Origin of the sequence: Hyphomonas sp. UBA4505 (assembly GCF_002388685.1) — a bacterium.
In the GTDB taxonomy this organism is placed as follows: Bacteria; Pseudomonadota; Alphaproteobacteria; order Caulobacterales; family Hyphomonadaceae; genus Hyphomonas.
In genome coordinates, this window is the sequence record NZ_DGMZ01000012.1 from 771,603 (window position 1) to 797,612 (window position 26,010).

28 protein-coding genes are annotated in these 26,010 nt (G+C 58.7%); 8 read left to right on the top strand and 20 right to left on the bottom strand.

Annotated features, from left to right (window positions below; genetic code table 11):
• The first annotated feature begins 26 nt into the window (after window positions 1-26).
• Window positions 27-1,631 (top strand): bifunctional phosphoribosylaminoimidazolecarboxamide formyltransferase/IMP cyclohydrolase, encoded by a 1,605-nt coding sequence (gene purH / locus B3527_RS12785; protein ID WP_290480131.1) that lies wholly within the window; start codon window positions 27-29, stop codon window positions 1,629-1,631.
• 13 nt (window positions 1,632-1,644) lie between these two features.
• Entirely contained in the window at window positions 1,645-2,232 is a 588-nt protein-coding gene (locus B3527_RS12790; RefSeq protein ID WP_290480132.1) for a hypothetical protein, read from the top strand.
• Window positions 2,233-2,236: 4 nt separating this feature from the next.
• Here B3527_RS12790 and B3527_RS12795 read toward each other — a convergent pair whose 3' ends face one another.
• From B3527_RS12795 to B3527_RS12825, 7 genes are all read right to left on the bottom strand, one after another.
• Window positions 2,237-3,055: a PhzF family phenazine biosynthesis protein gene (locus B3527_RS12795; protein WP_290480133.1), complete on the bottom strand. Its 819-nt coding sequence runs from the start codon at window positions 3,053-3,055 to the stop codon at window positions 2,237-2,239.
• Between the two features lie 84 nt (window positions 3,056-3,139).
• Window positions 3,140-3,955 (bottom strand): bifunctional hydroxymethylpyrimidine kinase/phosphomethylpyrimidine kinase, encoded by an 816-nt coding sequence (thiD, locus tag B3527_RS12800; RefSeq protein ID WP_290480134.1) that lies wholly within the window; start codon window positions 3,953-3,955, stop codon window positions 3,140-3,142.
• Window positions 3,956-3,960: 5 nt separating this feature from the next.
• Complete coding sequence (gene fsa / locus B3527_RS12805; protein WP_290480135.1) at window positions 3,961-4,611, bottom strand: fructose-6-phosphate aldolase; 651 nt, start codon at window positions 4,609-4,611, stop codon at window positions 3,961-3,963.
• A 26-nt stretch (window positions 4,612-4,637) separates the two neighbouring features.
• Window positions 4,638-5,948, bottom strand: a complete 1,311-nt coding sequence (locus B3527_RS12810; RefSeq protein ID WP_206991532.1) for a UDP-glucose dehydrogenase family protein — start codon at window positions 5,946-5,948, stop codon at window positions 4,638-4,640.
• A 226-nt stretch (window positions 5,949-6,174) separates the two neighbouring features.
• Window positions 6,175-7,689, bottom strand: a complete 1,515-nt coding sequence (locus B3527_RS12815; protein ID WP_349678100.1) for a phosphomannomutase/phosphoglucomutase — start codon at window positions 7,687-7,689, stop codon at window positions 6,175-6,177.
• Between the two features lie 130 nt (window positions 7,690-7,819).
• The gene (locus B3527_RS12820; RefSeq protein WP_286852206.1) at window positions 7,820-8,533 is read right to left on the bottom strand and encodes a type 1 glutamine amidotransferase; all 714 of its coding nucleotides are present in this window, start codon (window positions 8,531-8,533) and stop codon (window positions 7,820-7,822) included.
• A 6-nt stretch (window positions 8,534-8,539) separates the two neighbouring features.
• Window positions 8,540-10,300, bottom strand: a complete 1,761-nt coding sequence (locus B3527_RS12825) for a DUF885 domain-containing protein (protein WP_290480136.1) — start codon at window positions 10,298-10,300, stop codon at window positions 8,540-8,542.
• 95 nt (window positions 10,301-10,395) lie between these two features.
• Here B3527_RS12825 and sdhC point away from each other — a divergent pair, with 95 nt between their 5' ends.
• From sdhC to B3527_RS12850, 5 genes are read left to right on the top strand one after another with little or no spacing between them, the layout of a single operon-like run.
• A complete protein-coding gene (gene sdhC / locus B3527_RS12830) occupies window positions 10,396-10,794 on the top strand; it encodes a succinate dehydrogenase, cytochrome b556 subunit (protein WP_290480137.1) in 399 nt (132 codons plus the stop codon).
• Between the two features lie 12 nt (window positions 10,795-10,806).
• On the top strand, window positions 10,807-11,202 hold the full coding sequence (sdhD, locus tag B3527_RS12835; RefSeq protein WP_206991537.1) for a succinate dehydrogenase, hydrophobic membrane anchor protein: 396 nt from the start codon (window positions 10,807-10,809) through the stop codon (window positions 11,200-11,202).
• Between the two features lie 20 nt (window positions 11,203-11,222).
• The gene (gene sdhA, locus B3527_RS12840) at window positions 11,223-13,010 is read left to right on the top strand and encodes a succinate dehydrogenase flavoprotein subunit (protein ID WP_034814806.1); all 1,788 of its coding nucleotides are present in this window, start codon (window positions 11,223-11,225) and stop codon (window positions 13,008-13,010) included.
• A gap of 20 nt (window positions 13,011-13,030) precedes the next feature.
• Window positions 13,031-13,813 carry a succinate dehydrogenase iron-sulfur subunit gene (locus B3527_RS12845; protein WP_034814804.1) on the top strand — a complete coding sequence of 261 codons (783 nt, stop codon included), beginning with the start codon at window positions 13,031-13,033 and terminating at the stop codon, window positions 13,811-13,813.
• Window positions 13,814-13,869: 56 nt separating this feature from the next.
• Entirely contained in the window at window positions 13,870-14,493 is a 624-nt protein-coding gene (locus B3527_RS12850; RefSeq protein WP_290480138.1) for an RDD family protein, read from the top strand.
• Window positions 14,494-14,502: 9 nt separating this feature from the next.
• Here the strand turns inward: B3527_RS12850 and B3527_RS12855 are convergent, their stop codons facing one another.
• Entirely contained in the window at window positions 14,503-15,087 is a 585-nt protein-coding gene (locus B3527_RS12855) for a GNAT family N-acetyltransferase (protein ID WP_290480139.1), read from the bottom strand.
• Between the two features lie 60 nt (window positions 15,088-15,147).
• Here B3527_RS12855 and B3527_RS12860 point away from each other — a divergent pair, with 60 nt between their 5' ends.
• Window positions 15,148-15,309: a hypothetical protein gene (locus B3527_RS12860; RefSeq protein WP_290480140.1), complete on the top strand. Its 162-nt coding sequence runs from the start codon at window positions 15,148-15,150 to the stop codon at window positions 15,307-15,309.
• Here the strand turns inward: B3527_RS12860 and ftsH are convergent.
• The 12 genes from ftsH to B3527_RS12920 form a co-directional block, all read right to left on the bottom strand.
• On the bottom strand, window positions 15,296-17,218 hold the full coding sequence (gene ftsH, locus B3527_RS12865) for an ATP-dependent zinc metalloprotease FtsH (protein ID WP_034814802.1): 1,923 nt from the start codon (window positions 17,216-17,218) through the stop codon (window positions 15,296-15,298). The genes B3527_RS12860 and ftsH overlap by 14 nt on opposite strands.
• A gap of 93 nt (window positions 17,219-17,311) precedes the next feature.
• Window positions 17,312-18,337, bottom strand: a complete 1,026-nt coding sequence (tilS, locus tag B3527_RS12870) for a tRNA lysidine(34) synthetase TilS (RefSeq protein WP_290480141.1) — start codon at window positions 18,335-18,337, stop codon at window positions 17,312-17,314.
• A 15-nt stretch (window positions 18,338-18,352) separates the two neighbouring features.
• Window positions 18,353-19,351 carry a tol-pal system protein YbgF gene (ybgF, locus tag B3527_RS12875; RefSeq protein ID WP_206991542.1) on the bottom strand — a complete coding sequence of 333 codons (999 nt, stop codon included), beginning with the start codon at window positions 19,349-19,351 and terminating at the stop codon, window positions 18,353-18,355.
• 99 nt (window positions 19,352-19,450) lie between these two features.
• Window positions 19,451-19,999, bottom strand: coding sequence for a peptidoglycan-associated lipoprotein Pal (pal, locus tag B3527_RS12880; protein ID WP_034814792.1), 549 nt, complete (start codon window positions 19,997-19,999; stop codon window positions 19,451-19,453).
• A 225-nt stretch (window positions 20,000-20,224) separates the two neighbouring features.
• A complete protein-coding gene (gene tolB / locus B3527_RS12885; RefSeq protein WP_206991543.1) occupies window positions 20,225-21,580 on the bottom strand; it encodes a Tol-Pal system beta propeller repeat protein TolB in 1,356 nt (451 codons plus the stop codon).
• Window positions 21,581-21,591: 11 nt separating this feature from the next.
• Window positions 21,592-21,990: a hypothetical protein gene (locus B3527_RS12890; protein ID WP_290480142.1), complete on the bottom strand. Its 399-nt coding sequence runs from the start codon at window positions 21,988-21,990 to the stop codon at window positions 21,592-21,594.
• Entirely contained in the window at window positions 21,990-22,961 is a 972-nt protein-coding gene (locus B3527_RS12895) for a hypothetical protein (protein ID WP_290480143.1), read from the bottom strand. The genes B3527_RS12890 and B3527_RS12895 overlap by 1 nt, the downstream gene beginning before the upstream one ends.
• Before the next feature lie 16 nt (window positions 22,962-22,977).
• Window positions 22,978-23,418 carry an ExbD/TolR family protein gene (locus B3527_RS12900; protein WP_034814786.1) on the bottom strand — a complete coding sequence of 147 codons (441 nt, stop codon included), beginning with the start codon at window positions 23,416-23,418 and terminating at the stop codon, window positions 22,978-22,980.
• A gap of 3 nt (window positions 23,419-23,421) precedes the next feature.
• Window positions 23,422-24,135, bottom strand: a complete 714-nt coding sequence (gene tolQ, locus B3527_RS12905) for a protein TolQ (RefSeq protein WP_034814783.1) — start codon at window positions 24,133-24,135, stop codon at window positions 23,422-23,424.
• 193 nt (window positions 24,136-24,328) lie between these two features.
• A complete protein-coding gene (locus B3527_RS12910; protein ID WP_242517550.1) occupies window positions 24,329-24,955 on the bottom strand; it encodes an outer membrane beta-barrel protein in 627 nt (208 codons plus the stop codon).
• 5 nt (window positions 24,956-24,960) lie between these two features.
• Complete coding sequence (locus B3527_RS12915) at window positions 24,961-25,419, bottom strand: YbgC/FadM family acyl-CoA thioesterase (RefSeq protein WP_290480144.1); 459 nt, start codon at window positions 25,417-25,419, stop codon at window positions 24,961-24,963.
• Window positions 25,420-25,450: 31 nt separating this feature from the next.
• A complete protein-coding gene (locus B3527_RS12920; RefSeq protein ID WP_206991548.1) occupies window positions 25,451-26,005 on the bottom strand; it encodes a lipocalin family protein in 555 nt (184 codons plus the stop codon).
• Window positions 26,006-26,010: the final 5 nt, after the last annotated feature.

Sequence of the window (26,010 nt, forward strand, 5' to 3'; positions counted from 1 at the left end):
CAGCCTGCGCCAAAGGAATTCTCAACATGACAGATGCCGCCACCCGCGGAGCTCCCGTTCGCATTCGCCGCGCCCTGCTTTCCGTGTCCGACAAGACCGGACTGGTGGAACAAGCTCAAAAGCTTGCCGCCAAGGGGGTCGAACTGGTCTCCACCGGCGGCACATCGAAACTTCTGAAAGAAGCCGGCTTGGATGTGAAAGATGTTGCCGACCTGACAGGCTTTCCGGAAATGATGGACGGCCGGGTCAAGACGCTTCACCCGGCGGTGCATGGCGGTCTGCTCTATCTGCGCGACAATCCCTCCCACGTGAAAGATGCCGAAACACACGGCATTGGCGCGATCGACCTGATTTATGTAAATCTCTATCCGTTTGAGGCGACGGTTGCCTCTGGCGCAGACTTCGACACTTGCATCGAGAACATCGATATCGGTGGTCCGGCCATGCTGCGTGCGGCGGCAAAAAATGGTGCCTTCGTCGCCGTCTGCACCGATGGCTTTGATGTCGACGCAGTGCTTGCTGAAATGGAGACAAATGATGGCCATGTCAGCGTCAGACTCTGCCGCAAGTTGGCCGCGAAAACTTATGCCCGTACAGCGGCCTATGATTCCGCAATTTCCAATTGGTATGCAGACCAACTTGGCGAGACCGCTCCAGACTGGGCCAGCCTTGGGGGCAAGCTTCAGCAATCGCTGCGCTATGGCGAAAACCCGCACCAGAAAGCCGCCTTCTACGTGACCGGCGAGAAACGTCCCGGCGTGGCAACTGCAAAACAGCTGCAAGGCAAGGAACTGTCCTACAACAACATCAATGACACAGATGCCGCCTATGAACTGATTGGCGAACTGGGTGATGAGATCCCTGCCGTCGCCATCATCAAGCACGCCAATCCATGCGGCGTTGCGCAAGGCCGGAGCATCATCGAAGCCTATCGTTCGGCACTGGCATGTGACTCGACTTCTGCCTTTGGCGGGATCGTCGCACTGAACCGCCCGCTGGACGAAGCAACCGCTCAGGAAATTTCCCAGGTCTTCACAGAAGTCGTCATAGCACCGGGAGCAGATGCAGCCGCTGAAGCAGTGTTTGCCAAAAAGAAAAACCTCCGCCTCCTGATTACGGAAGGCCTGCCGGACCCCGCTTCGGCTGGCCGGTTCGTCAAGACGGTCTCCGGTGGCTTCCTGATGCAGGATCGTGACTTTGGCCGCATCGGCAAGGCAGACCTGAAGGTCGTGACGAAGAAAGTCCCAACCGAGCAGGAATTGAATGACATGCTGTTCGCCTGGCGCGTCGCCAAGCATGTGAAGTCCAACACCATCATCTACGCCAAAGACGGTGCAACTGTGGGCATTGGCGCGGGACAGATGAGCCGGATTGACTCCGCACGCATTGCCGCGCGCAAAGCAGAGGACGCCGCAGACATCGCAGGCTGGCCCGAGCCAAAGACCAAAGGGTGCGTTGCCGCATCCGACGCATTCTTTCCGTTCCCAGACGGGCTGCTTCAGGCCGCTTCAGCGGGCGCAACAGCCGTCATTCAGCCGGGCGGTTCGATCCGCGATGATGAAGTCATCGCCGCCGCCGACGAGGCTGGCCTCGCCATGGTCTTTACTGGCATGCGCCACTTCCGCCACTAGAGAAAGGTCCAAGATGAAGCTTCCCCTACTCGCAAGCCTTGTCGTTCTGGCTCTGGTAGCCGCCTGCGGCCAGCCAGCAAAACAGGATTCGGACGCAAAATTCATGTCTCGATTGACGACCCTGTGCGGGCAGGCATTTGAGGGCGAGATTGTCAGCAAAGATCCAGAAGATGATGAGTGGCGCACAGAGCGTATTGTTATGCATGTTCGGGAGTGTTCTCCACAGGAAGTCCGTATTCCGCTTCATGTCGGCGATGACCGCTCCCGTGTCTGGGTACTCCACAATGATGGACCCCACCTGGCCTTGCACCATACGCACACGCATGAGGATGGCAGCCCCGATGCAATCACATGGTATGGCGGCGCAGGTAATGACCAGGCCAGCGCCAGTCGAATGGCCTTTCCGGCGGATGACGCCACGAAAGCCCTGTTCGATTCTGAAGGTATTCCTCAGTCCAAAGACAACACCTGGGCGATCGAGGTGCGTCCGTCAGACAATTTGTTCGCTTATGAGATGAAGCGCCCGAAACGCTTTTTCCGAATCGAGTTCGATACTTCACAACCCGTTGCGCCACCTCCTGCGCCTTGGGGCAATGAATAAGGATTCAGAGACGGAAGCTGCCCTCGATCACTGTTACTGCACGACCGACAAGCTTGGCGCGATCGCCTTCAAGACGCGTATCGATCTTTGCGCCCCGGCCCGGATAGGCTTGGTAGCAAGACATCTCGTCCAGACCAAATCGCTCGCTCATGACCCGCGCCAGCATCGTATGCCAACTACCTGTTGCAGGGTCTTCATCGATTCCGCTTCCCGGCGCGAAGAAGCGGCTGGTGACGGCGACACCATCCCCGCCAGCGGCAAAGCACCCGAAATTCCCACGATCCCAGCCTTCACCCGGCGCGCCAAGATCCTTTAGCGCCTTCAGGTTCGGTTTGAGCGCACGGACGTCCTCCGGTGTTTCAAACCGAGCCGCATAGAACATGCCGCCCCATGCCTGAACAGGGCGCGTGCCAAGCGTATCCGCTACCTCATCCGTTACCGGAATTTCTTGAATGGGGGCCGATGGAAAGTCCATTTCCAATCGTCCATCTTTCAAACGCCGAACATGCAGGCGGCCGGACTTCATCGTGTCGAACGCAATTGCCTCACCGGTGTACCCAAGCTCCTGGTACAGCACATGTGCAGTTCCAAGAGTGGCGTGACCGCAAAGGGGAACCTCAACCGACGGCGTAAACCAGCGAAGCGTCCACACTCCCTCCCCCGCCGGAACGATATAGGCCGTCTCGGCGACGTTGTTTTCTGCCGCAATCGCCTGCAGGGTTTCATCCGGCAAGAATGTCTCCAGCGGCATGATGCACGCCTGGTTGCCTTCGAATCGCTTTGAAGCAAAGGCGTCAATTTGGTAGAACGGCAAAGTCGGCATGACAGAGTCTCCAATCAGGACGACTGAATGCCACGGGACGCGTACTTGGAAAAACGATGATTTCTGAACGGTCGTTGAGGCGGTCTATTCCTCGTCAAGTACCCAACCATGATGAACCGGACCATGGCCGGTCCCGAACCCCTTGGCCGCGCGAATCGCTTTCAGCAAGTATTCCCGGGCCTGTTCAACCGAGTCCGGAACACTTGTCCCTTGCGCCAGCAGGGCCGCAATGGCGGACGCCAGTGTGCATCCCGTGCCGTGCGTGGACGTCGTCTCGATCCGCTTGCTTTCAAAAATCCACTCGCCGGTCGTGGTCTGGAGCACATCCGTGATGACATCGCCGCCGATATGCCCGCCCTTCACCAGCGCGCCATTGGCGCCGAGTTCCAGCAGGGCTTCGGCGGCGCGGCGCTGGCCGCTGACCGTCTCGACCGCCTTCCCTGTCAGGACTTCCGCCTCCGGTGCATTCGGCGTCACAAGCCGTGCATTCGGGACGAGTTCAGACCGGATGGCCGCGACGGCTTTGGCATCTACCAAGCGGTCTCCGGACGTCGCCACCATGACCGGATCAATGACACGCGGCACCAGCTGCGCGCGTTCCGACAATAGCTCTGCGACCGCTTCGACAAGCGCCGCAGAACCCAGCATGCCGGTCTTGATGGCGTCGGCGCCAATATCGGCGAGCGTGACCTGCATCTGCCCGATCACGCCCTCAATGGGCACAGGCCACACGCCATGTACGCCGCGCGTATCCTGCGCCGTGATGGCGGTGATGGCGGTCATGGCGTACCCGCCCAGCAGGGTGACCGCCTTGATATCGGCCTGAATGCCCGCGCCACCGCCGGAATCAGATCCGGCGATGATGAGGACACGGCCCTGAGGACCGTCTGGCGTTGCCATATCGGTTAGACCTTGATGCCAGCCTTTGCTGCGTCGGCCAGGAAGGTTTCGAGGCCCTTGTCGGTCAGCGGATGCTTGACGAGGCCCTTGATGACCGAGGGCGGCATGGTGGCGACGTCAGCGCCAGCCAGGGCCGACAGCTTGACGTGGTTTGCCGTCCGGATCGACGCGGCGAGGATTTCCGTGTCGAACAGATAATTGTCATAGATCTGGCGGATGTCAGCGATCAGTTCCATGCCATCGACATTGATGTCGTCGAGACGGCCGATGAAGGGAGAGATGAAGGTCGCGCCGGCCTTCGCCGCCAGCAGCGCCTGGTTGGCCGAGAAACAGAGCGTGACATTGACCATGGTGCCGTCATCCGACAGCGTCCGGCAGGCCTTCAGGCCCTCCAGCGTCAGCGGAAGCTTTACGGCAACGTTGTCAGCGATCTTCGCCAATTTACGGCCTTCGGAGATCATGCCGTCATAGTCAGTCGCGACGACTTCTGCGCTGACCGGGCCGGGCACGATCTCGCAGATCTCCTTGATAATATCCGCGAACGGGCGGCCGGACTTTGCAACAAGCGACGGGTTGGTGGTGACCCCATCAATCAGGCCGGTCGCTGCCAGCTCAGCGATGTCGCCGGTGTCTGCGGTATCTACGAAGAATTTCATGTTCAGGATCCTGTTTGCCTAGCGCCTCAGATAGACGGGCGACCGATGGATGTATACTTGAATCCACGAGCCGCCATGTCGTCCGGTGAATAGATGTTTCGAAGGTCTACCACAATGTTTGTGCTGAGGGCTTCCTTGATTCTTTCAAAATCCAATGCGCGGAATTGGTCCCATTCGGTGATAATCACCATCGCGTCGGCATCCTGAACGGCGTCATACGCGCTCTTTGCGAATTCGATATCGCTCAGCAGATGCGCTGCTTCATCCATAGCTTCCGGATCATAAGCCCGGATCTTGGCGCCGGCCGCTTGCAGAGCCGGAATGATATCCAGGCTTGGCGCGTCGCGCATGTCATCCGTGTTTTGTTTGAACGCGAGGCCCAGCACACCAATTGTCTTGCCTTTCACGTCGCCGCCCATGGCCGCAATGACCTTTTCAGCCATTGCCTTCTTGCGCGCCGCGTTCACCTCAACCACCGTATCGACGATGCGAACGGGAGAATTATGGTCATTGGCCGTCTTGGTCAGCGCCAGCGTGTCTTTCGGGAAACAGGACCCCCCATAGCCGGGACCGGCATTCAGGAATTTCTTGCCAATCCGACCATCCAGGCCAATGCCGCGAGAGACTTCCTGAACGTTCGCGCCGACTTTTTCGCAGAGATCCGCCATCTCATTGATGAAGGTGATCTTCACAGCGAGGAAGGCGTTGGCGGCGTATTTGATAAGTTCAGATGTACGCCGGGCCGTAAACAGAATCGGCGTCTCATTCAGGAAGAGTGGACGATAGAGTTCCTGCATGACTTCACGGGCACGGTCATCATCGGTTCCAACAACCACACGGTCGGGAATCTTGAAGTCCTTGATCGCCGCGCCTTCACGCAGGAATTCAGGATTGGAGACGACAGCAAATTCGCCATCAGGGCGCTTCTTGCGGATGATTTCCTCAACTTCGTCGCCCGTGCCGACCGGAACAGTCGATTTGGTGACGATCACGGTGAAGCCATCCATGAGTTCGGCGATCTCTTCAGCCGCCGCGTAGACATAGGATAGGTCCGCATGTCCATCGCCGCGCCGTGAGGGCGTGCCGACCGCAATGAAGACGGCGTCGGCATCGCGGATCGCATCCTTGGCTTCGGTCGTGAAGAACAGGCGCTCTTCCTTGACGTTCTTCTCAACCAGGCTGTCGAGCCCGGGCTCGAAAATCGGCATGATGCCGGCTTCCAGCTTTTCAATCTTGGATGCATCCTTGTCGACGCATGTTACAACGTGCCCAAAATCGGCAAAACAGGCTCCGCTGACAAGGCCGACATAGCCCGTTCCAATCATCGCAACGCGCATGAAAAATCCTCACAAGATACTAGTGTCTTCGCGGCAGGGGGTGCGATTTTTATGCCAGTTGGTCAAGGGGCTGAGTGTGCCATTCTGGCCAGTTCACCAGAGGGCACTTCACACCCGGCCCACGCGGGATGCTGCGAGACATTCTGCCCGGTTAAAATGGATCAGGCCCGCTCCGGGCGATACAGGCCTGATCATGTTCTAAAGAGTTTCCCTTGGCAGAAAGGGATCAGATTTCCTGATTATATGCTCCGACTTCCGGGTGCTTGCCGAGGCGCGGCTTGATTTCCTTGTGGAAGAGATCGCGCATATCATCGGCGCTCGTCATGGATTCAACCACCACAACCAGTTCCGGCTTGTTGGAGGACGCACGTATAAGAACCCAGGACCCGTCTTCCAGTGTCACGCGGGCACCATTGACAGTATTCACATCAATGACTTTCCGACCAAGAATTTCGGTGCCATTCAGGCCTTCATATTCTGCGACCATCTTGTCGACGACGCCATATTTGGTTTCATCATCGCAATGCGGTGACATGGTGAGTGAAGTATAGGCAACGCCCAGCTCCCCCTTCATATCGGCCATTGTCTTGCCCGGATTGCGATCCAGCATTTCGAGAATGGCCTTCGCCGCAACCAGCCCATCATCATAACCAAGCCCAATTGGAGGCTGGAAGAAGAAGTGACCGGACTTTTCAAACCCTGCCAGCGCGCCCAACTCATTGGTGCGGCGCTTGATGTAGGAATGGCCGGTCTTGTAGTAATCGACCGTCGCACCATTTTCCTTCAGCACGGGATCGGTCTTGTAGAGGCCGGTTGACTTCACATCGACGACGAAAGTCGCGTCCTTGTAGAGTTTCGACAAATCGCGCGCCAACATCAGGCCGATCTTGTCCGCGAAGATTTCCTCGCCTGTATTGTCCACAACACCACAGCGGTCGCCATCACCATCAAAACCGAGCGCGACATCTGCGCCAAGATCTTTGACGGCTTTCGACATTTCATGCAGCATTTCTGCATCTTCCGGGTTGGGATTATATTTCGGGAACGTGTTGTCGAGGTTGCAGTCCATCTCGACAACTTCTGCGCCCATCATACGCAACGCATCCGGCGCAAACGCGCCCGCAGTGCCATTGCCACACGCCGCAATCACCTTGATCGGACGACTAAGCTTCGTATCGCCAACGACTGCCTTGATATACTTGTCCCGCAAATCATCGACCCGGAAATGACCGCCGCCCGCGCGGGGCTGAAACTCGCCACCCATGACGATCTCTTTCAGGCGGCCCATCTCAACTGGTCCGAATGTTAGCGGCTTGTCGGCCCCCATCTTGACCCCGGTCCAGCCGTTTTCGTTGTGGCTCGCTGTCACCATGGCACAGCAGGCTGCATCCAGCTCGAACTGTGCCCAATAGACCATTGGCGAAAGCGCGAGGCCCACATCCAGTACTTCACAGCCGCCTTGCACCATGCCGAGGATGAGCGCGTTCTTGATCGGCTGACTGATCGAGCGGAAATCATGCCCGGTCACCACTTTGGGCTCGACCCCCAATTCATGGAACAGCGTTGCCATGCCGAGGCCCAGCGCCTGAACACCGGTGAAATTCAGTTCCGGTGCCTTCTCCTTACCGATTCCGTTGAACCACCAACGCGCATCATATTCGCGAAAGCCTGTTGGCTTCACCAGCGGCAGAATCTCGAATTCCAGCGTGTTTGGCTTAATGTCAGCCAGCGGTTTGGGCATCATATGCGTACGTCTCCGAAGATTTTGTGCGTCCCTACAACACGAATGTGTCACTTCGACAAAGAGTATGCAGGTTTCGCGCCACAGGGGAAACCTGCGAGTTTCAAGGGCGGATTCCCCCTGCCCCCGCTCAGGACTGAGTCAGGAACCGGGCGATCCAGCTTCCCAAACGCTGATTGTCGAGCGGTTGTTCCAGCGACCCGATCGCCATGTCGACAGCGTTTGCGGCCAGCGGACGACCCTTTCGGATCGTGTAGAGCGCGGCCGAATAGTCAGCATCAAACTCCGGGTGGCACTGGAAGGATATCGCAGGCGTCTTGCCATACTCTATCGCCGCAAAAGGCGTGAAATCTGACCGCGCCAGCACGCTGGCACCCGGCGGCAATTCAACGACCTGATCCTGATGGCTGACCGGCACGGAAATCGTTGCCGGGCAATCGCCCCCCATCCAGTCGGGACATGCTTTCACATCATAGGAATGCCGACCGATCCCCCAACCCTTGGGAGATTTGATGACCTTTCCGCCCAATGCTTCTGCCATGATCTGATGACCGAAACAGATACCGACCTGTGGCACGCTGGCTGAGGCCGCATCCCGGATGAACTGCATCAGCGGCGCGATCCAGTCATAGTCATCATACACGCCCGCAGGAGAGCCTGTGATGAGGATCGCCTCCAGCCCGGCGATATCAGGTAAAGGCTCTCCCTGAATGACGGACACGGTTTCGTACTCGATATCCGGGTCTGCGGCAGATATCAGGTTCCGGAACATCTCCGGATAATCCGCAAAATCCGCCCGAATGGGTTCAGGCACGAGCCCGGTCTCGATAATGGTGAGTTTCATGAAGGCTCAGTTTGGCAAGACGTTGGGAGCCGAGGGACTGATTTGTTGGGTATCAATCCAGTCATCAATGCGCACATCCAGCACATCGAGGGGTACAGCGCCTTCTGCAAGCGCCGAATCATGAAATGCGCGTAGATCGAAATCCTCACCCAGTTCAAGTTCCGCCTTGGCCCGCAGCTCCCGGAATTTGAGCTCGCCCACCTTGTAGGCAACTGCCTGCCCCGGCCAGCCGATATAGCGTGTCACCTCCGTCTGGATGTTCAGCGGGGCGAGCGCGGAATTCTCAATGAAACACGCTTCGGCTTGTGACCGTGTCCAGCCATACCAGTGCAGGCCCGTATCCGCGACAAGCCGGCAAGCCCGCCACATCTCATAGGATAGAGCGCCAAAGCGCTCATAAGGTGTGCGATAAATGCCCGCTTCACCCGCAATCCGCTCAGCGTATAGCCCCCAGCCTTCACCGAAGGCTGTCGCATAATAGTTCTTCCGGAAGTCCGGCTGGTCCGACATTTCCTGGGCCAGCGCAATCTGAAGATGATGGCCGGGAACGGCCTCGTGCGCAGACAAGGCGGGCAATTCATAAAGGGGTCTTTGGTCGAGGGCATAGGTATTCACAAGGTAAATACCGAGGCGACCCTCCTCCGGATCGCCCGATACATAACGGCCGGTCGTATAGCCCGGCGCGATCGAATCTGGCACAGGCTGGACCTCAAATTCCAGCTCCGGAAGCGTCCCGAAATAGTCCGGCAAACTGGCGCGCAAGCGTGAGGAGATTTCTTCGGCAGCCTCCATCAACTCATCGGCAGACTGGGCATAGAATTGCGGATCAGTCCTCAGATAGGTCAGGAAGTCCTCAAAGCTGCCTTCAAAGCCGATTTCTGCGATGATTTGTTCCATCTCGGACCGGATCCGCGTGACTTCCGACTGGCCAAGAAGATGGATCTCCTCCGGACTGTAGCCCGCCCCGGCCGTGTAGTGTTCAACCGCCGCAGCATAAACCTCGCGTCCATTCTCGAGATCTGCGATTCCTGCACCCTGACGCAGATACGGCCGATACTCGATTTCAAGGAAGCGCAGGACATCCAGATAGGCGGAAATGGCACGAGCGGTCGCCTGAAGGCCTTCCGCCCTGAGACGCGCAGCGATTTCGGGGTCGATGCCTTCCGGCAGAGCCTTGAACGGCGCGTAAAGGCCGCTTTCAGACGCATCGTCCATGATCTGTTCCCGGATCTGGTCGATCACGGTTTCAAGGGGATCCCGGTTGGCGGTCCACCCGGTTTCGATCCCGCGCCTCATATTCTCGATATTCTCGGCGAAATAGCGTGGCACGTCGTTCAGGCGTGCAATCCAGGCCTCGGCGGATTCCACGCTGTCGATATCTGTCCGCATCGCGGCAAAGACAGGTTCGGCCTGAAAACCCCAGTCACCCGTGAACGGGATGCGGGCCGAATCAGTCTCCGCCCAGTTGATGTCCGATTTCAACAGGCGAATCAGGATCGCCTGATCGATGACATGTTCGGTTTCAGCTTTTTGCACATCTTTCAGAAGGGCCCGCGCGGCGTCCGTTTGGGCCGCAATAGAGGCCGGCCGAACATCCGCCCAGCGATCTGGCGCGCGATTCTCTTCCCGTGCTGCATCTTCAGGACTGACGGCGTCCACATAAGACTCATAGGCTGGAATCAGCGCGTCGAGCGGATCTGCAGCAGCTCCCTGTGCCAGCACAGCTGTGAGCGCCCCTGCGGCAAGTGCAAAAAGAAAAGGTTTCATATTGTCGCTCCCTAGCCCTGTGGCGTTGACAGGACCATAGAGAAACCTAGAACCCAAGCCAAAGCGTTCATTGCAGGCAAGCAAGGTCATCCCTCATGGCAAGCACTTCCCGGGCAGATCCTCGCCCATTGTCGCCACATCTCCAGATCTGGCGTTTCCACATTACGATGGCCGCGTCCATCACCCATCGAATTACCGGCACAGCCCTGTATTTCGGAAGCTTCCTTATCACCGCCTGGATCGTCGCGCTCGCAACCAATGCCGAATGGTATAGTGTGATCGAAAGCGTCATCTCAGTCTGGTATGGTCAGGTCATCCTGTTCCTGTGGGCTGTCGCGGTACTCTATCATTTCGCGAATGGCATCCGTCACCTGCTCTGGGATGGGCCGCATATCGGATTTGACCCCAAAACAGCCAGCACCGTGTCGGTGTTTATCTATCTTTTCGCCGTTATTGGCGCTGCGGCCATCTTCGCCGCAACGACTTGGCTTTAGGGGGCGACGGACATGTCTTCACACGATTTCATTACGCCAGCCAAAATGGCTCGTGGCCTCGGCTCGGCCAAGTCCGGCACCGAAACCCATATTCGTCAGCGCGTCTCCGCGATTGCGCTGATCTTCCTCGTACCGTGGTTCGTCTACTCCATCATCAACGCGATGAGCGGCAATATCGTTGACGCTCAGGCATGGGCCGCCAAGCCCTGGAACGCCATCCTGCTGATCCTGACTGCCGGCGCGGCGTTCTTTCACATGCGCATTGGTATGCAAGTGGTGATCGAGGACTATATCGCGAAGACAGGAACCAAATCGGCCCTGCTTATCCTGAACAGCTTTGCGTGCATCGCGCTTTTCGTGACGGTGGCCCTGTCGGTTCTCAAAATCTGGATTGGCGCGGGCGTCTAGCCTCGCGGGAGAAACATAAGATGAGCAATTATACCTGGACCGACCATACATATGATGTCGTGGTTGTTGGCGCCGGCGGCTCTGGCCTCCGCGCAGCTTTGGGCGCCGCACAGGCAGGCCTGAAAACGGCCTGTATCTCCAAAGTCTTCCCGACGCGCTCCCACACGGTGGCTGCACAAGGTGGCATTGCCGCCTCGCTTGGCAATATGGGCGAGGATGACTGGCGCTGGCATATGTACGACACGGTCAAAGGGTCAGACTGGCTCGGCGATCAGGACGCCATCGAATATCTTTGCCGTGAAGCGCCTGCTGCGGTTTACGAACTTGAGCATTGGGGCATGCCCTTCTCGCGAACAGAGGAAGGTAAGATCTACCAGCGCGCATTCGGCGGCATGACACGTGATTTTGGTCAGGGCCCTGTCCAGCGGACATGTGCTGCGGCTGACCGTACCGGTCACGCCATGCTGCACACACTGTATGGTCAGTGCGTCAAGGAAGAGACCGAATTCTTCATCGAATATTTCGCGCTCGACCTCATCATGGATGAGGAAGGCGCTTGCCGCGGTGTCACCGCGTGGAAACTCGATGACGGCACGCTGCACCGCTTCCGCGCGCAGAAAGTCGTGCTTGCGACCGGCGGGTATGGCCGCGCCTTCTTCTCCTGTACCTCGGCTCACACCTGTACGGGTGACGGCAATGCCATGGTGCTCCGCGCCGGCCTGCCATTGCAGGACATGGAATTCGTCCAGTTCCACCCGACCGGTATCTACGGCTCCGGCTGCCTGATCACTGAAGGTTCGCGCGGCGAAGGCGGTTACCTGACCAATTCCGAAGGTGAGCGCTTCATGGAGCGCTATGCTCCGTCAGCAAAAGACCTCGCGTCTCGCGACGTGGTCTCCCGTGCCATGACCATGGAAATCCGCGAGGGCCGCGGTGTCGGCGCGGAGAAGGATCATATCCACCTCCATCTCGAGCATCTCGGCGCAGAAGTCCTGGCGGCCCGCCTGCCGGGCATCTCCGAGACGGCGAAAATCTTTGCTGGCGTGGACGTCACGAAAGAGCCGATCCCGGTGCTTCCGACCGTTCATTACAATATGGGCGGCATCCCGACCAATTATCATGGCGAAGTACTGACCAAGAAGAATGGAGACCCGGATTCGGTCGTGCCCGGTCTGATGGCCGTCGGCGAAGCGGCCTGTGTCTCCGTACACGGCGCCAACCGTCTCGGCTCCAACTCGCTGATCGATCTTGTCGTCTTCGGTCGCGCAGCCGGCCAGCGCTGTGGCGCCACCACGGAAGCGGGCGCAACCCAGCCGGAATTGCCGAAGGGCGCCACCGACAGCCACCTCGCGCGGCTTGACCGCCTGCGCAACGCAACGGGCGACCAACCTGTCGCTGCCCTCCGCCTCGAAATGCAAAAGGGCATGCAGAACAATTGCGCCGTCTTCCGCACCGGCGATGTCCTGAAGGACGGCGTCGATGCCATCGAGGAAGTCTACAAGAAAGCGCCCGGGATCGATGTGAAAGACCGCGGCATGGTCTGGAATACAGATCTTGTTGAAGCCCTTGAGTTCGACAATCTGATCGCGCAGGCTGCTGTCACCGTGAACTCTGCGGCCAACCGTCAGGAAAGCCGCGGCGCGCACGCCCGCGAAGACTTCTCGGAGCGTAATGACGAAACGTGGATGAAACACACGCTCGCCTGGTGCGATGAGGCCGGCAAGGTCACGATCGACTATCGCGAAGTGCACAATTACACGCTTTCGAACGAAATCAGCTACATCGAGCCCAAGGCCCGGGTTTACTAGGATATCAAGGCGAGCACGACATGGTTCAACTTACTCTCCCCAAAGGCTCCGCGCCCAAAAAGGGCAAGACCTGGCCGAAGCCGCAAGGCGCGACCAATCTCCGCCAGTTCCGGATTTATCGCTACAGCCCGGAAGAGGGCGGTAATCCACGCTGGGACACCTATTGGGTGGACATGGATCGCGCCGGCACAATGATCTTGGACGTGTTGTTCTACATCAAGAACAATGTCGACCCGACGCTGGCATTCCGCCGCTCCTGCCGTGAAGGCGTCTGCGGCTCCTGCGCCATGAATATTGCCGGCCAGAACACGATTGCCTGCACCAAGGGCTTCGACGAACTGCCGGGCGGCGTCATCACGATTGCGCCCCTGCCCTCGCAGCCGGTGGTGAAAGACCTGATCCCGGACCTGACCAGCTTCTATGCCCAGCATGCCTATGTGCAGCCATACCTGAAGACGGTTACGCCAGACCCCGAAAAGGAATGGAAGCAATCCGAGGAAGACCGTGAAGAGCTGAACGGCCTTTACGAATGTATCCTCTGTGCCTCCTGCACGACCTCCTGCCCGTCCTACTGGTGGAATGGCGACAAGTATCTGGGGCCAGCGGCCCTGCTACAGGCCTATCGCTGGCTGATCGATAGCCGCGATGAAGCAACCGGCGAGCGCCTCGATGACCTTGAGGACCCGTTCAAGCTGTATCGTTGCCACACGATCATGAACTGTGCACAGGTCTGCCCGAAAGGCCTGAATCCGGCCAAGGCGATTGCCAAGATCAAGCACATGATGGTCGAACGGGTTTCCTGATCCGCGAATCCAAATTAGCCTCCATCCCGGGTTGATCCGGATGGGGGCTTTTTTATATGTCGACTTCACCTGACATTGATGTCTTTGGCGAGGCGCCGGAGGGTGAGCGCCCCCGAATTGACTTGGCAGCCGAGCACAAACCCCGCATCTGGGCTCGCTTCCTGGCCAAATGGATCGATTTCTACCTCTGCCTGATCCCCTCTTTCGCGATCATGATGGGGCTTATCTTCATCTACGGCTTTGTGGCGACCCTGCTGGCATGGCCGATGGATGAGGCTTTCTTCGACGGCTATATCTTCGTGGGCGTCTTTCTCGTGCTTCACGCACTGACCTTCACTGTGCTTGAGGCATTCTGCGTTTCCCAATTGGGAAATACGCCCGGCAAGGCCCTGATGGGCATCAGAATACGGAACATTATTGGAAGCCGGCTGTCCTTCCGGTCCAGCCTGAAGCGTTCAGCTCTGGCGATGCTTGCCGGCATGGGGCTCGGTATTCCATTGATCAGCCTGATCACCCATATCATATGCGCCCGAACGCTGAGCGAAGATGGTCATGTATTTTGGGACCGTGTCGACAGTCTTCAATACCTGACCCAAACAGTCGGTGCCTGGCGTTGGATTTTCGCCCTCGTCATCTACATCGTCTGCCGGGCCCTCGAACTTGCCATGAACTATCTGTGAGGCAAGCACTTACCCGTTTGTGCTGAAAACAGCTCGCAAGCCTTCCGGCTTTTCCATATGCTTGAGCTGGTCGATCAGGTCATCCACTTCGAACTCCCACACCGTCGTCGGCGGCAACGGTCGAATTACCTTGCCCCCGAGCGCCTTGAAGAGGCTGTTGGCCTTTCGATTTTCTGGCAGGGTTTCAGCCTCCAGCGTGGTGATGCCCTGCGCGCGGCAGGATAGCGCCACCGACGCAATCAATAGGCGGGACAGGCCATGCGCCTGGTACTGGTCCAGTACACCAAGCGCGAGTTCGGCACGCTTGCTGTCCGGCTCTGCGCGAATGGCATGGGCCGCTGCCATGAGTGGTGTGTCGTCTTCGCTGGCGTCGAGAATGCCCCATGCAATATGAGCCTTGCCATCCGCATTTGCGAGACTGTGGACAACCGCATCGGGCACAGGATTGGCGCCGCTGAAAAAGCGCAAATAGCGCGACTCCGGCGACATGGATCGGAATATTTGCTGGAAGCGTGGCTCGTCATCCAGGCCGACGGGCCTCAACAGGATTTCGTGTCCAGTGTCGAGCGACACGTGAAGGGGCGCATTGCACATGAAGCCTGCCAGCCTCCGCTTTGTTTCTCGTCGCGCAAGGCCCGCGAAGAGGCGCGCGCAATGGCAGAACCCGTCGACAAGAAGAACGTTCCTGACTCGTTGGATAACGGTAGTGTTCAGCAGGCGAAAGGCAAGCCATTGTATAAAAGCAAAAAAAGCGCGGCCGAACTGACCGCGCTTTTCAAACTTTTTGCTGGGACCCCAGCGATCAGGCCGGATTAGGCTCCGGATCGCCAAGGCCGCCATCGCCCTTGGGCTTGCGGCGTTTGCCAATCACCGGCACCGCCGAGCCCGGCGTCGTGTCATCATCGCCCAAATCAGGACGCGATGGTGGATTGCCTTTGAGCAAAGCCGAAATCTCGTCACCCGTCAGGGTTTCATACTCCAGAAGACCGGTTGCAATCGCCTCCCAATCCTTCCGGCACTCGGTCATGATCCGGCGAGCATCATCCATGCCGGTCTGGATCAGCGTACGTACTTCTTCCTCAATCTTCCGCGAGGTCTCTTCCGAGACATGCGAGGATTGCATCAGCTGCTGGCCGAGGAAAACGTCGCCCTGGTCATCGCCATAATCAACTGGGCCGACCGCGTCGGCAAAGCCCCAGCGGGTGACCATGGCGCGTGCAAGGCGTGTCGCCTGCTGAATGTCAGAGGCTGCACCAGCGGTGACATTGTCTTCGCCGAATTTCAGCTCTTCGGCCACGCGCCCGCCCATCATGATCGCGAGACGCGAAGTCATCTCGATCTTGGACATGGACAGCTTGTCGTCTTCCGGCAACTGCATGACCATGCCCAGCGCACGACCACGCGGAATGATCGTGGCTTTGTGGACGGGATCTGCAGCCGGCACTTTCAGCGCCACGACGGCATGACCAGCTTCGTGCCAGGCTGTCAGTTCTTTTTCCTTTTCGGACATCACCATGGAGCGACGCTCTGGTCCCATCAGGACCTTGTCCTTGGCATCCTCGAATTCCTGCATGGCGACAACGCGCTTGCCGCGACGGGCGGCCAGCAGGGCCGCCTCGTTCACGAGGTTGGCAAGGTCTGCCCCGGAAAAGCCCGGCGTGCCGCGCGCAATCGTCCGCGCCTCGACATCCTTGGCCAAGGGTACATTGCGCATATGAACGCGCAGGATTTTCTCACGACCGATGATGTCAGGATTGCCGACAGTGACCTGACGGTCGAAACGACCGGGACGCAGCAATGCCGGATCCAGCACGTCAGGACGGTTGGTCGCAGCAATCAGGATAATGCCCTCATTGGCTTCAAAACCGTCCATCTCAACCAGCAACTGGTTGAGCGTCTGCTCGCGCTCATCATTGCCGCCGCCGAGGCCAGCGCCGCGTGAACGGCCGACCGCGTCGATCTCGTCAATGAAGATGATGCAAGGCGCCGAGCGCTTGGCCTGCTCGAACATGTCGCGGACGCGGCTTGCGCCAACACCGACAAACATTTCGACAAAGTCCGAACCGGAAATTGTGAAGAACGGCACGCCTGCTTCGCCTGCCACGGCCCGTGCCAGCAAAGTCTTACCCGTACCCGGAGGGCCTACCAGCAGTGCGCCTTTCGGAATTTTACCGCCAAGACGTTGGAATTTGGACGGATCCTGCAAAAACTCGACGATCTCTTGCAGTTCTTCCTTGGCTTCATCCACGCCCGCAACATCGTCAAACGTCACGCGGCCATGCTTTTCTGTCAGGAGGCGTGCGCGGCTCTTGCCGAAGCTCATCGCGCCACGACCTCCACCAGACTGCATCTGGCGCATCATGAAGAAGACAAAGCCAACGATCAGCAGGATTGGCAGGATGGAAAAGATCAGAGACGCGAACGTATTCTGGCCGCTGTCAGCATCCACCGTGAAGGGAACCTGGTTCTCTTCGAGAAACTGCTGGGTCGTCATGTCGAGTGACCGCAATTCGCTGACCATGGTCCGGCCGTCGGTGGTGGTGACGATGATGCGCTGGTCACCGAGGGTCGCATCCGCGACTTTTCCATCCTCGACCAGTTCATAAATGACAGACAGTTTGGCCTTTTCAGCACGTGCTGCCTGAGGGTTTCCACCCATGGCCACGGCCATGCCGATGACCAGGAGGGCAATTGCGCCCCAGATAGCCAAGTTTCTGACGTTCATTTTTCGTCTCGCTCCAAATTCCGGTGTTCACCCCGTAAGATAGGGGGCTTATCGCATGAAAACGACTCAAAAGCTCTTAAAATGGCTGTTTTGTCACGTATCGCCGACATAGAGCGCTCGCATTGCGTCAAAACGGGCGCGCGCCAGTGCGGGATCGGCGGCCGTACCTGCTATTCCAGGCTCTGCCGACAGGACTACATCACCCCGCTTGCGGTAGATCAGGACGCCGCCCAGCGTGGCACCTTGAAACGCCTCGTTGCCTGAAAGTCGACCCGCCAGTTGCTGCACGGCATCCCGCCGTGGAGGTGTTTCCTTGCCGCCGACGATTTGAAGCATCAGGCCGAGGGCGCGCTCCAGACGCTCTCTCGGTAGCCTGGACAGATTCAGCCGTGCGCGACCTTTTCCATCCCACACAACACAATCGGCCATCCAGCGCCCAATCAGACGCTCTTCCAGCCGCCGCACGTCCTGCAGACGCGCCTGACAGGCAAGGATGCGCGCTTTCAGGTCAGCATGGCCGTCCAGCTGCGCCCGTACGCGCACCCGCTCATAGGCCAGGTTGCGATTGGATGGGTCATCGACCCAAAGGATTCCACGCGAAGTCAGGCATGTCCGCAATTCGCTGCGGCTGTGTGAGAGAACCGGCCGGGCAATCATCACCCCCTGCCCTTCGGGCCAAACCGGCGACACGGCGCGCGGTTGCATGCCAGCAAGGCCATACCAGGTCGAACCCTGCCGGGCCCGCATCAGGAATGTTTCGCACTGATCGTCAGACGTGTGGCCTAGCAGCAGGCGCGCCCCTCCGCGCGCCCGAAGTGCCGCGGCCATCAGGCCATGCCGCGCTCGCCGGGCCAGCGCCTGTTTTGATACAGGCGTTTCCCAGACCAATGTTTCATGAGCTATGCTGATCTGCCCACAAATACTGGCCACGTGGCGGGCCTCGTCGGCGGCCTCAGGCCGCAGGCGATGATCTACGGTAAACGCCATCAGATCACGACCAGACCGCGCGGCCCAGTCATGGGCCAGCACGAGCAGGGCAAGCGAGTCGCTGCCCCCGGACACCGCAATGCCGATCGGCCCTGAAGCGGTGCCACAGAGCCGATCAAACGCATCCATCATGTGTCAGGAAGTCGTCTAGTTGTCACAGCCGGACTTGGTTCGCTCAACCGCAGCCAGATCCCGCGTCACACCCGAAGCGTTCGGATAGCGGCTCGGCAGCGTACCAAGGGCCAGACAGGCCTTTTCCTTGTCACCGATCAGACGCATTGCCCGCGCCAACTTGACCAGCGCATCCGGCGCGCGGGGATTGTCGGGATAAGACCGGATCATCGTCGTATAGGCTGCGCCGCTGTCGGCATACGCTTTTTGCTGATAGAGCGACTCTCCCAGCCAGTAGTGTGCCTCACCAGCCTGCGGGTCATCGCCGAACCGCTCAAGGAAGGCGCGAAAGGCCTCTTCCGCACCAGCATAGTCGAACTGGATCAGCTTGGATTTCGCAAGGGCGAAGAGCGGTCCCGCTTCGCCTGGCAGGGCGCTGGCAGGAATCGTGCCCAGTGAACCTTCCGGCAGAGACTCGCCGGCAGCGGCTGCGCCGCCCATGGTCAGGCGGGTCGGGCCGGAGGTATTTGAAGTCGTTTCACCCATGGAGGCGGGTGCATCAAGACGGCGTGGGCCAGAATTGAAGCTCTGGTCAGTCGCTGCGCCCATTTCCGGCATCGTCCCGAACTCTCCGCCGACATTGCCCGGCATGGGGTCGGCCTCGGGCATGATGCCCGCCGCTGAAAGATAGGATTTCAGGGAGGCAATATCTGCAGACTGATTTTCCAGCTGCGTTCGCAAATCATCGGCCTCGTCGATGAGGGCTTCATTGTCGCGTGACAGGTTCTCGTTTTGCTCGCGCAGTTGCTGGAGCTGGAATTCAAGCGTTTCCACCCGCCCGGTCAGTTGCATCACGTCCCCGGTCAATCCATTGACCTCGACCTGAACCTGCGCGCTTTGCTGGCGGGCCTGCGCCACCTGTTGCGACAGGTCGGAGCTGGTGACCCCTTGCGTTATGGGTGCAGCGCGCTGAGCGGCGGCAGGACCAACAATCAGGCAAAAGCTGGCGAGGACAAGAGCGGGCGCTTTGAACATGGGGGAAGCCTCCGGAGGATTGTGGGCGAACATACAAAAACAGCCGGGGCCAAAATAAGGCACCCGGCTGCATCTTGTGAAGCTATTCGCGGCAGAAACCTAGCTGTTTGCGCCGGAAACGATTTGCGTGAAGCCGTTGCGGTTCAGGGCCCATGCCTGCTCGTCGGAACCAGCAGCGATTGGACGCTCTTTACCGTAGGAGATCGTGTCAACGCGGGACGGGTCGACGCCGAGGCTGACCAGATAGTCCTTCACGATAGAAGCACGACGCTCACCAAGGGCAAGGTTGTACTCGCGGGTGCCGCGCTCATCACAGTTACCTGCAACGATGATGCGAACGCCCGGATAGGACGACAGCCAAGCAGCCTGACGCTTCAGGATTTCCTGGTCGTCGACATCGAGGCGGTAGCCGTTGAGGTCAAAGTAGACGCGCTCACCAACGTTGACGCGGAAGTCTTCGAGCGAGCCTGCGAGCGGACCAACCGGTGCGGCTGGCGCTGCTTCAACTGGAGCCGGAGCCGGTGCTGGCTCAGCGACTTCAACTGGTGCCTGTTCCTCGACCTGCTCAACAGGCTCTGGTTGGGATGCACACGCGCTGATCGAAAGAACAACCGCGGCTGCGGCTGCGAGTTTAAAAGTGGTATTCATTGCTATTCAGACTCCCCTGGATGTCCTGAGTGCTAATTGACGCCTTAACGGCTGGCGTTTGTCAACGTTGTGCCGGGTGTAGCGGGTATCTGTCTCCATATTCTGACAGAATTCGGGCGACAATCGGGCGGAAGCAGAGCTAACGCCCAGATTCGATACTATTTTGACGTTTTGTCTCCAAAAAGCAACGCCCCCGGACGAAAACCGGGGGCGAAAGCCATGAATTTATTGCAACAATGGCGACCAGGCCGGATCGGAGGCGTCCGTCTGGGTCATCATTCTGCGCTCATTTCGGCCTGAAAGATCTACCGACCAGAGCTGTGGCCCAGCGCCGGGGCGACTTTCGCGGAAATACACGATCACGCGCCCGTTTGGTGACCAGTCCGGGCCCTCATCGAGGTATGATTCGGTCAGCAGGCGCTCGCCTTTGCCATCTGTCCCGATCACGCCGATGTAAAATCGACCGCCGAGTTGCTTGGTGAACGCGACCAGATCACCCCGTGGGCTCCAGACCGGTGTTGAATACTGGCCCTTGTTGAAGGTGATGCGGCAAGCAACATCCCGACCACCGGAGGGGCAGGTCCGCGGACTGCCATCGGTGTTCATGATGTAGAGCTGCGGGCTGCCGCCACGGTCAGACGTGAACACAATGGCGCGTCCGTCCGGTGACATGGAGGGCGAGGTGTCAATCGCCGGGTGGTCTGTCAGGCGACGCGATTGGCGTGTCTGCAGATTCATGAGGTAGATTTCAGAGTTGCCGCCCTGGGCCTGGGTCATCAACACACTCTCCCCATCCCGCGAGAAGCGCGGCGCGAAGGTCATGCCCGGAAAATTGCCCAGCAATTCCTGACGGCCCGTCTCAATATTGAAGAGGTAGACGCGCGGACGGCCGCCCTCATACGACATGTAGGTGATTTCCTGCGCTGACGGGCTGAAGCGCGGCGTCAGCACCGTGTTCGTCCCCGCAGTCAGATATTGTTGATTGGCACCATCAGCATCCATGATCGCCAGGCGCTTCACACGCTCGGTCTTTGGGCCGGTCTCGGCAATATAGACGATCCGCGTATCGAAATATGGGTCTTCACCGGTCAGGCGGTTATAGATGGAATCCGCAATCTTGTGCGCGATGCGGCGCCAATTGTCTGGCGTCGTGGTCAGGCGACGGCCGGGCTGGCCATTGATCCGCATGACTTCCCCACCATAAACATCCCACAGGCGGAACGAGACGGCGATCTTGCCATCCGGCAATTCTTCATACGCGCCGACGACAAGGCCCTCGGTCTGGATGATCCGCCAGTCCGGGAAGCGCGGCTGGACGTCGATCGACAGATCCTTCTGGATGAAGGACGCCGGGTTCTGGATGTCGAACAGGCCAGTCGATTCCAGATCGGCCCGGACGACATCGGCGATGTCTTCGGCCATTTCGGCATTCGCGCCACGGACTTCAAAGTCCGGAATGGCCAGCGGGGTCGGCTGGAAATTACCCTCGTCGACGCGGACCTGCAGCTGCGCAGCGGCAGGCATGGCGAGACCAAAGGCGAGAAGCCCGGCCATCAACCAGAGTTTTGCTAAGCGGATCATCTCTTTCTCCTTCAGGAAACCAGATTGTTCTTGGGAGGACCTATGGTGACCTCAACGTCTTCCCAAATATGATAGTGTTCTTTTGGCAGATTGTATGGCGCACAATTCAAGATCGCATCTGTAGCCCTGGAAATCGCCACTGCGGAAACCTCGTCAGCTTCCGGGGATACAAGCGTGACGTCGCCATCCAGTTCGCCACTCGGCGTCAGTTGGAATCTCAACACAACACTCACGCGCTCGGGCTGGGAAAGGTTTTCTGCTCCCCTCCAGCAAGATCCGATCTGGCGACGCAGCTTAGCCCCGAAATCAAAGCGAGCGGCATCTTCGTCCGCATGCATCGGCAGCACTGATGGTATGAGCATGATCGCCATCATGGCCGCCAACAACCGATAGGATGGAGCGTAATTCATCAATTCCCCTTTAGCGGCCCGATTGTGACCTCGATATCTTTCCACTCGTCATAATCGTCTTCAGGCAATTGGTAGTTCGCACACTGGCGCACGGCTGTCAGGGCCCGCTGCACCACAACGCCGCGGCGGCCAATCGGCATCGAGCGCGGCGTCACCAGGCTGGCATTGCCATCCAGCGAGCCGTCCAGGTTCAGCCTCACCCGGATCACCACATTGATCTGGTCATCCTTGGGCAGATCATCGACGCCATTCCAGCAATAGCCAATCTGTCGGCGCATCGCGGCTTGCAGGGAGGCCGTGTTGCCGCGCCGCTCCCCTGCCCCCTTGCGGGGCTGCTGGACGTCTTGAAGCACCGGTTTATTGATCGGAGGCGGGGCCTGTTCTTGCGCAGCCTTGCGCTGGGTCTGGGCCTTGTCCTTCAGGATATCCTCGAAATCATTCAGAAAGTCGAGTTCGTCAGACTCCGATTTCGGCTTCTGCTTCTCGATCAGCTTCGGCTCCTTCTTCGGAGGCTCTTCCTTCTTGGGCTCAGGCTCCTTCGGGGTTTCTTCCGGCTCGGCCTTGGTGTCTTCGACAACAGGCTCTTCTTCGGCTGTTTCGGTTTCGCGCGTCTCGTTCACTTCTTCCGGTTCTTCCGGCGGATCCTCGACGATTTCGGCGTCTTCATCGACAGGGTCAGGCTGCTCTTCCGGTTCGGTCTCTTCAGGCTCCTCTTCGGCAGGCTCCTGCACTTTCTGGATCGGCGCAACGTCCGTAACCAGACCAATATCGACAATGTCGATCGGCACATCAATCGTGCTGGCGCATTGCGGCAGGCGCAGCAGGATATCGACCGGTGAAAGGCCCGGCTCCTCACGTTCCAGTCGTTCGATCTGCTTGTCGCAATCGCTCTTCTTCATCGGCCACGTCATCACCGCCGCGGCAAGCACGGAGGCATGAAGAAGGGTCGAGATGGTAAAGCCGCGAAGCATGTGGGGCTGGTCGCTCCTACTTCTTTTGTTCGGTCACAAAGGACACACGTGTATAACCTGCTGCCCGGATTTCGGCCGTCACTTCCATGATCCGGCCATAGGGCGTGTTCTCGTCACCGCGAAGATAGATCGGCTGTTCGTAGCCTTCGCCAATAATTGCCTGCAATTGCGGACCGAGCGTGGCTATATCCTCAACAAGGGTGGTCTGAATAAAGACCTCGCCATTCTCGCGGATGGAAATCGCCAGCGGGTCGTCATTCGGTTCGGTCTTGATCGGGCCGGAACTCGTCTTCGGCAAATTCACTTCCTCGCCGCGCACCAATAGCGGCGCAGTGATCATGAACACGATCAGCAGGACCAGCATGACGTCCACAAAAGGCGTCACATTGATCTCGGCATTCAGCGCGCGACGGCCGCGCCGTCCGCCCTTGCCACCCGAACCAAGGATCAATCCCATCGCCTAGTCCCTCGCGGATTCAGAGGCACGGCGCGACAAACGCACCAGAACATCCTGCGAGAACGTGTCCAGCTGGTCGCCCAGCTTGGTCAGGTCACCGGTGAACTTGTTATAGAAGATAACCGCCGGGATGGCCGCAACGAGTCCCATGCCGGTCGCGAACAGCGCCTCGGCGATCGGGCCAGCCACGGTGCCCAGGCTGGTATCTTGTTGTTCAGCGATGTTGAGGAAGGCGTTCATGATGCCCCAGACAGTCCCGAACAGGCCAATAAAGGGTGACGCAGATCCGATGGTCGCAAGAATGCCGAGACCGTTTCCGGCGCGTCCAATCTCGCGATCCACCGCAGCGCGCATTGATCGCTCGGCGCGGCTGACAAGGGCCGCCGCCTCGCCGGAACCAGATTGCAAACGCTTGGCGTCAGACCATTCGCGCGCAGCCGCTGCAAACACGCGGCTGGCAGCGTCATTGGTTGCCTGACCGGGTCGCATGTCGAAATCCTCGGTGCGTCCGCTCCAGAAGGCTTCTTCGAACTGGCGTGATTTCTTGCGTACAGCGCCCAGCGAGAAAAGCTTTTCGCCAATCACCATCCAGGACCAGATAGATGCCAGCAGCAGGAACAGGAGCACCAGCTTAACAATTGGGTCAGCCGCCATAATGAGGCTGAAGAGCGAGAAGTCGGCATGACTCGCGGCGGTGCCTATCGCTTCTGATTCCATGGGGGCTAAAGCTCCTATCTACGCGTCATGGGTGATCAGCCGCATCCCAAACGGGACCGGCACACCCCTTCATCCACACCAAATTCGGCAGAAACACGGCAGGATGGCCAGTTTCCGCAGCACAGTTAACGGCTAAGGGAGTTTTCTTAACGAAACGTGGGCAATCGGCCGATATTTGGCACCGGGCCTACGATCAATTGGACAAGTCGGGCAGGAACCATCGCGTGCCGACATAGAAGTTGTAGGCGCGGTTGATGCCATCAATTCCGCCAAGGTTCGACGCGACGGCCTGATCCGAATACGAGACGTATTCACTGCCCAGCGACAAACGGAAATTGTCCGACAGATGATAGGTCGCGCCCGCAAACAGATTCCAGTAGGCGCTGGAATTGGTGTCCTTGCCGACCACGATGAAATCCGGATTGATGTCCGCGGGGCCAGAGAAGTTGAAATCGAGCACCCCTGCCCCGCCGCCCGCGCCCAGGAATGGGCGCAGCCGCTTGCCTTCCCGGAAATCATAGAAGGCATGAACCCCGATCGAGCGACTTGTGAAATCGCCACTTGCCGTGCTCGCACCGTTCAGTCCCGCGATATTGGCCCAGCGGAATCCGTATTCGGCCTCCAGACGAACTGAGTGGTTGACCCGGTAGCCCAGGGCCCCGGCGATCTCGCGGCTGTCATCGAAAATCAGATTGTTCTGATCCCCGATCGACCCGTATCCGCGCACAGCAACATAGAAGCCGCGCTCTGCGTCAAAGTCTGCTTCTGCCTGCGCAACCGCGGGATAGCTCAGGCACGCGCCCCACAGCGCCAAGTGCATCAATTTCAAGACTCGCCCTCCCAGCGATATGCTTCCAGTTGCTTCACCAATTCGCGGATCGGACGGCGCGGGCGGCCATCGACGTGAATCATGACAGCTGTGATCTCACCCTCTGCAATGATTTCTTCTCCCCTGAAACAGGTTTGGGAAAAAAGGATGCGGGGTCCGTCGGTACCGATGTAGCGCGTCCGGATATGCAGCAGGTCGTCTACCCGTGCCGCCCTGCGATAGTCCACTTCAATTCGCGTCAGCGTGAAAGCCGCCGGGTCTTCCCGTTCCAGCAAGGATTGATGGGAGACGCCAGCGTCGCGCAGATGGTCTGATCGACCCCGCTCGAAGAAGCGGAGATAATTGGCGTGATAGACCATGCCTGTGAAGTCGGTGTCTTCATAATAGACCCGCACGGTGATCCAGTGCTGGCGCTCGGCATCGAAATTGTTGGCATCAAGATTGGGAAGGCTCATTGGGTTCGCCTACCAAAGCTCGCGAGAATCGTCACCCCTGTTCCGATTGCAGGGTCATTTCGAGCGGAGCCGTTTCGTATCCAAGCTCTTCGGCACGCGTCTTCAGACGCTCCAGGGTTTTCCCATCAAGCTGCGCCGTGCGCGAGAGGATCCACAGATACTTGCCGTCCGGACTGCCGACGAGGGCGGCTGAATAATCCGGCTCCAGCGCCAGCACCCAATAGTCCCCTTCTGCGAACGGAACCCATGCAGGCGCAAACTTCACTTTCAGCTTGCTGTTGCCTGACCCCTCCACGATGCGGGCCTTGCCTTCAGCCACCGTTTTCTCTCCGTCGAGCGATCCCTTGAAACACGTATTGGTCACCGACACGGTGCCATCGGAGTTCAGGCCATACTCAGCCGTCACACCTGTGCAATTGCGTTCAAACCCATTCGGATAGCGGGCAATTTCGTACCAGAGGCCAGCATACCGATCGAGATCGACAGACGGCACGGTCGGCGGCGTTGAATCACTGGCGCGATAATCAGGTTGGCTCGTACAGGCTGCAAGCAGGGCTGCGGCAATGGCGGAAAGGGCGAGGCGCATATGGG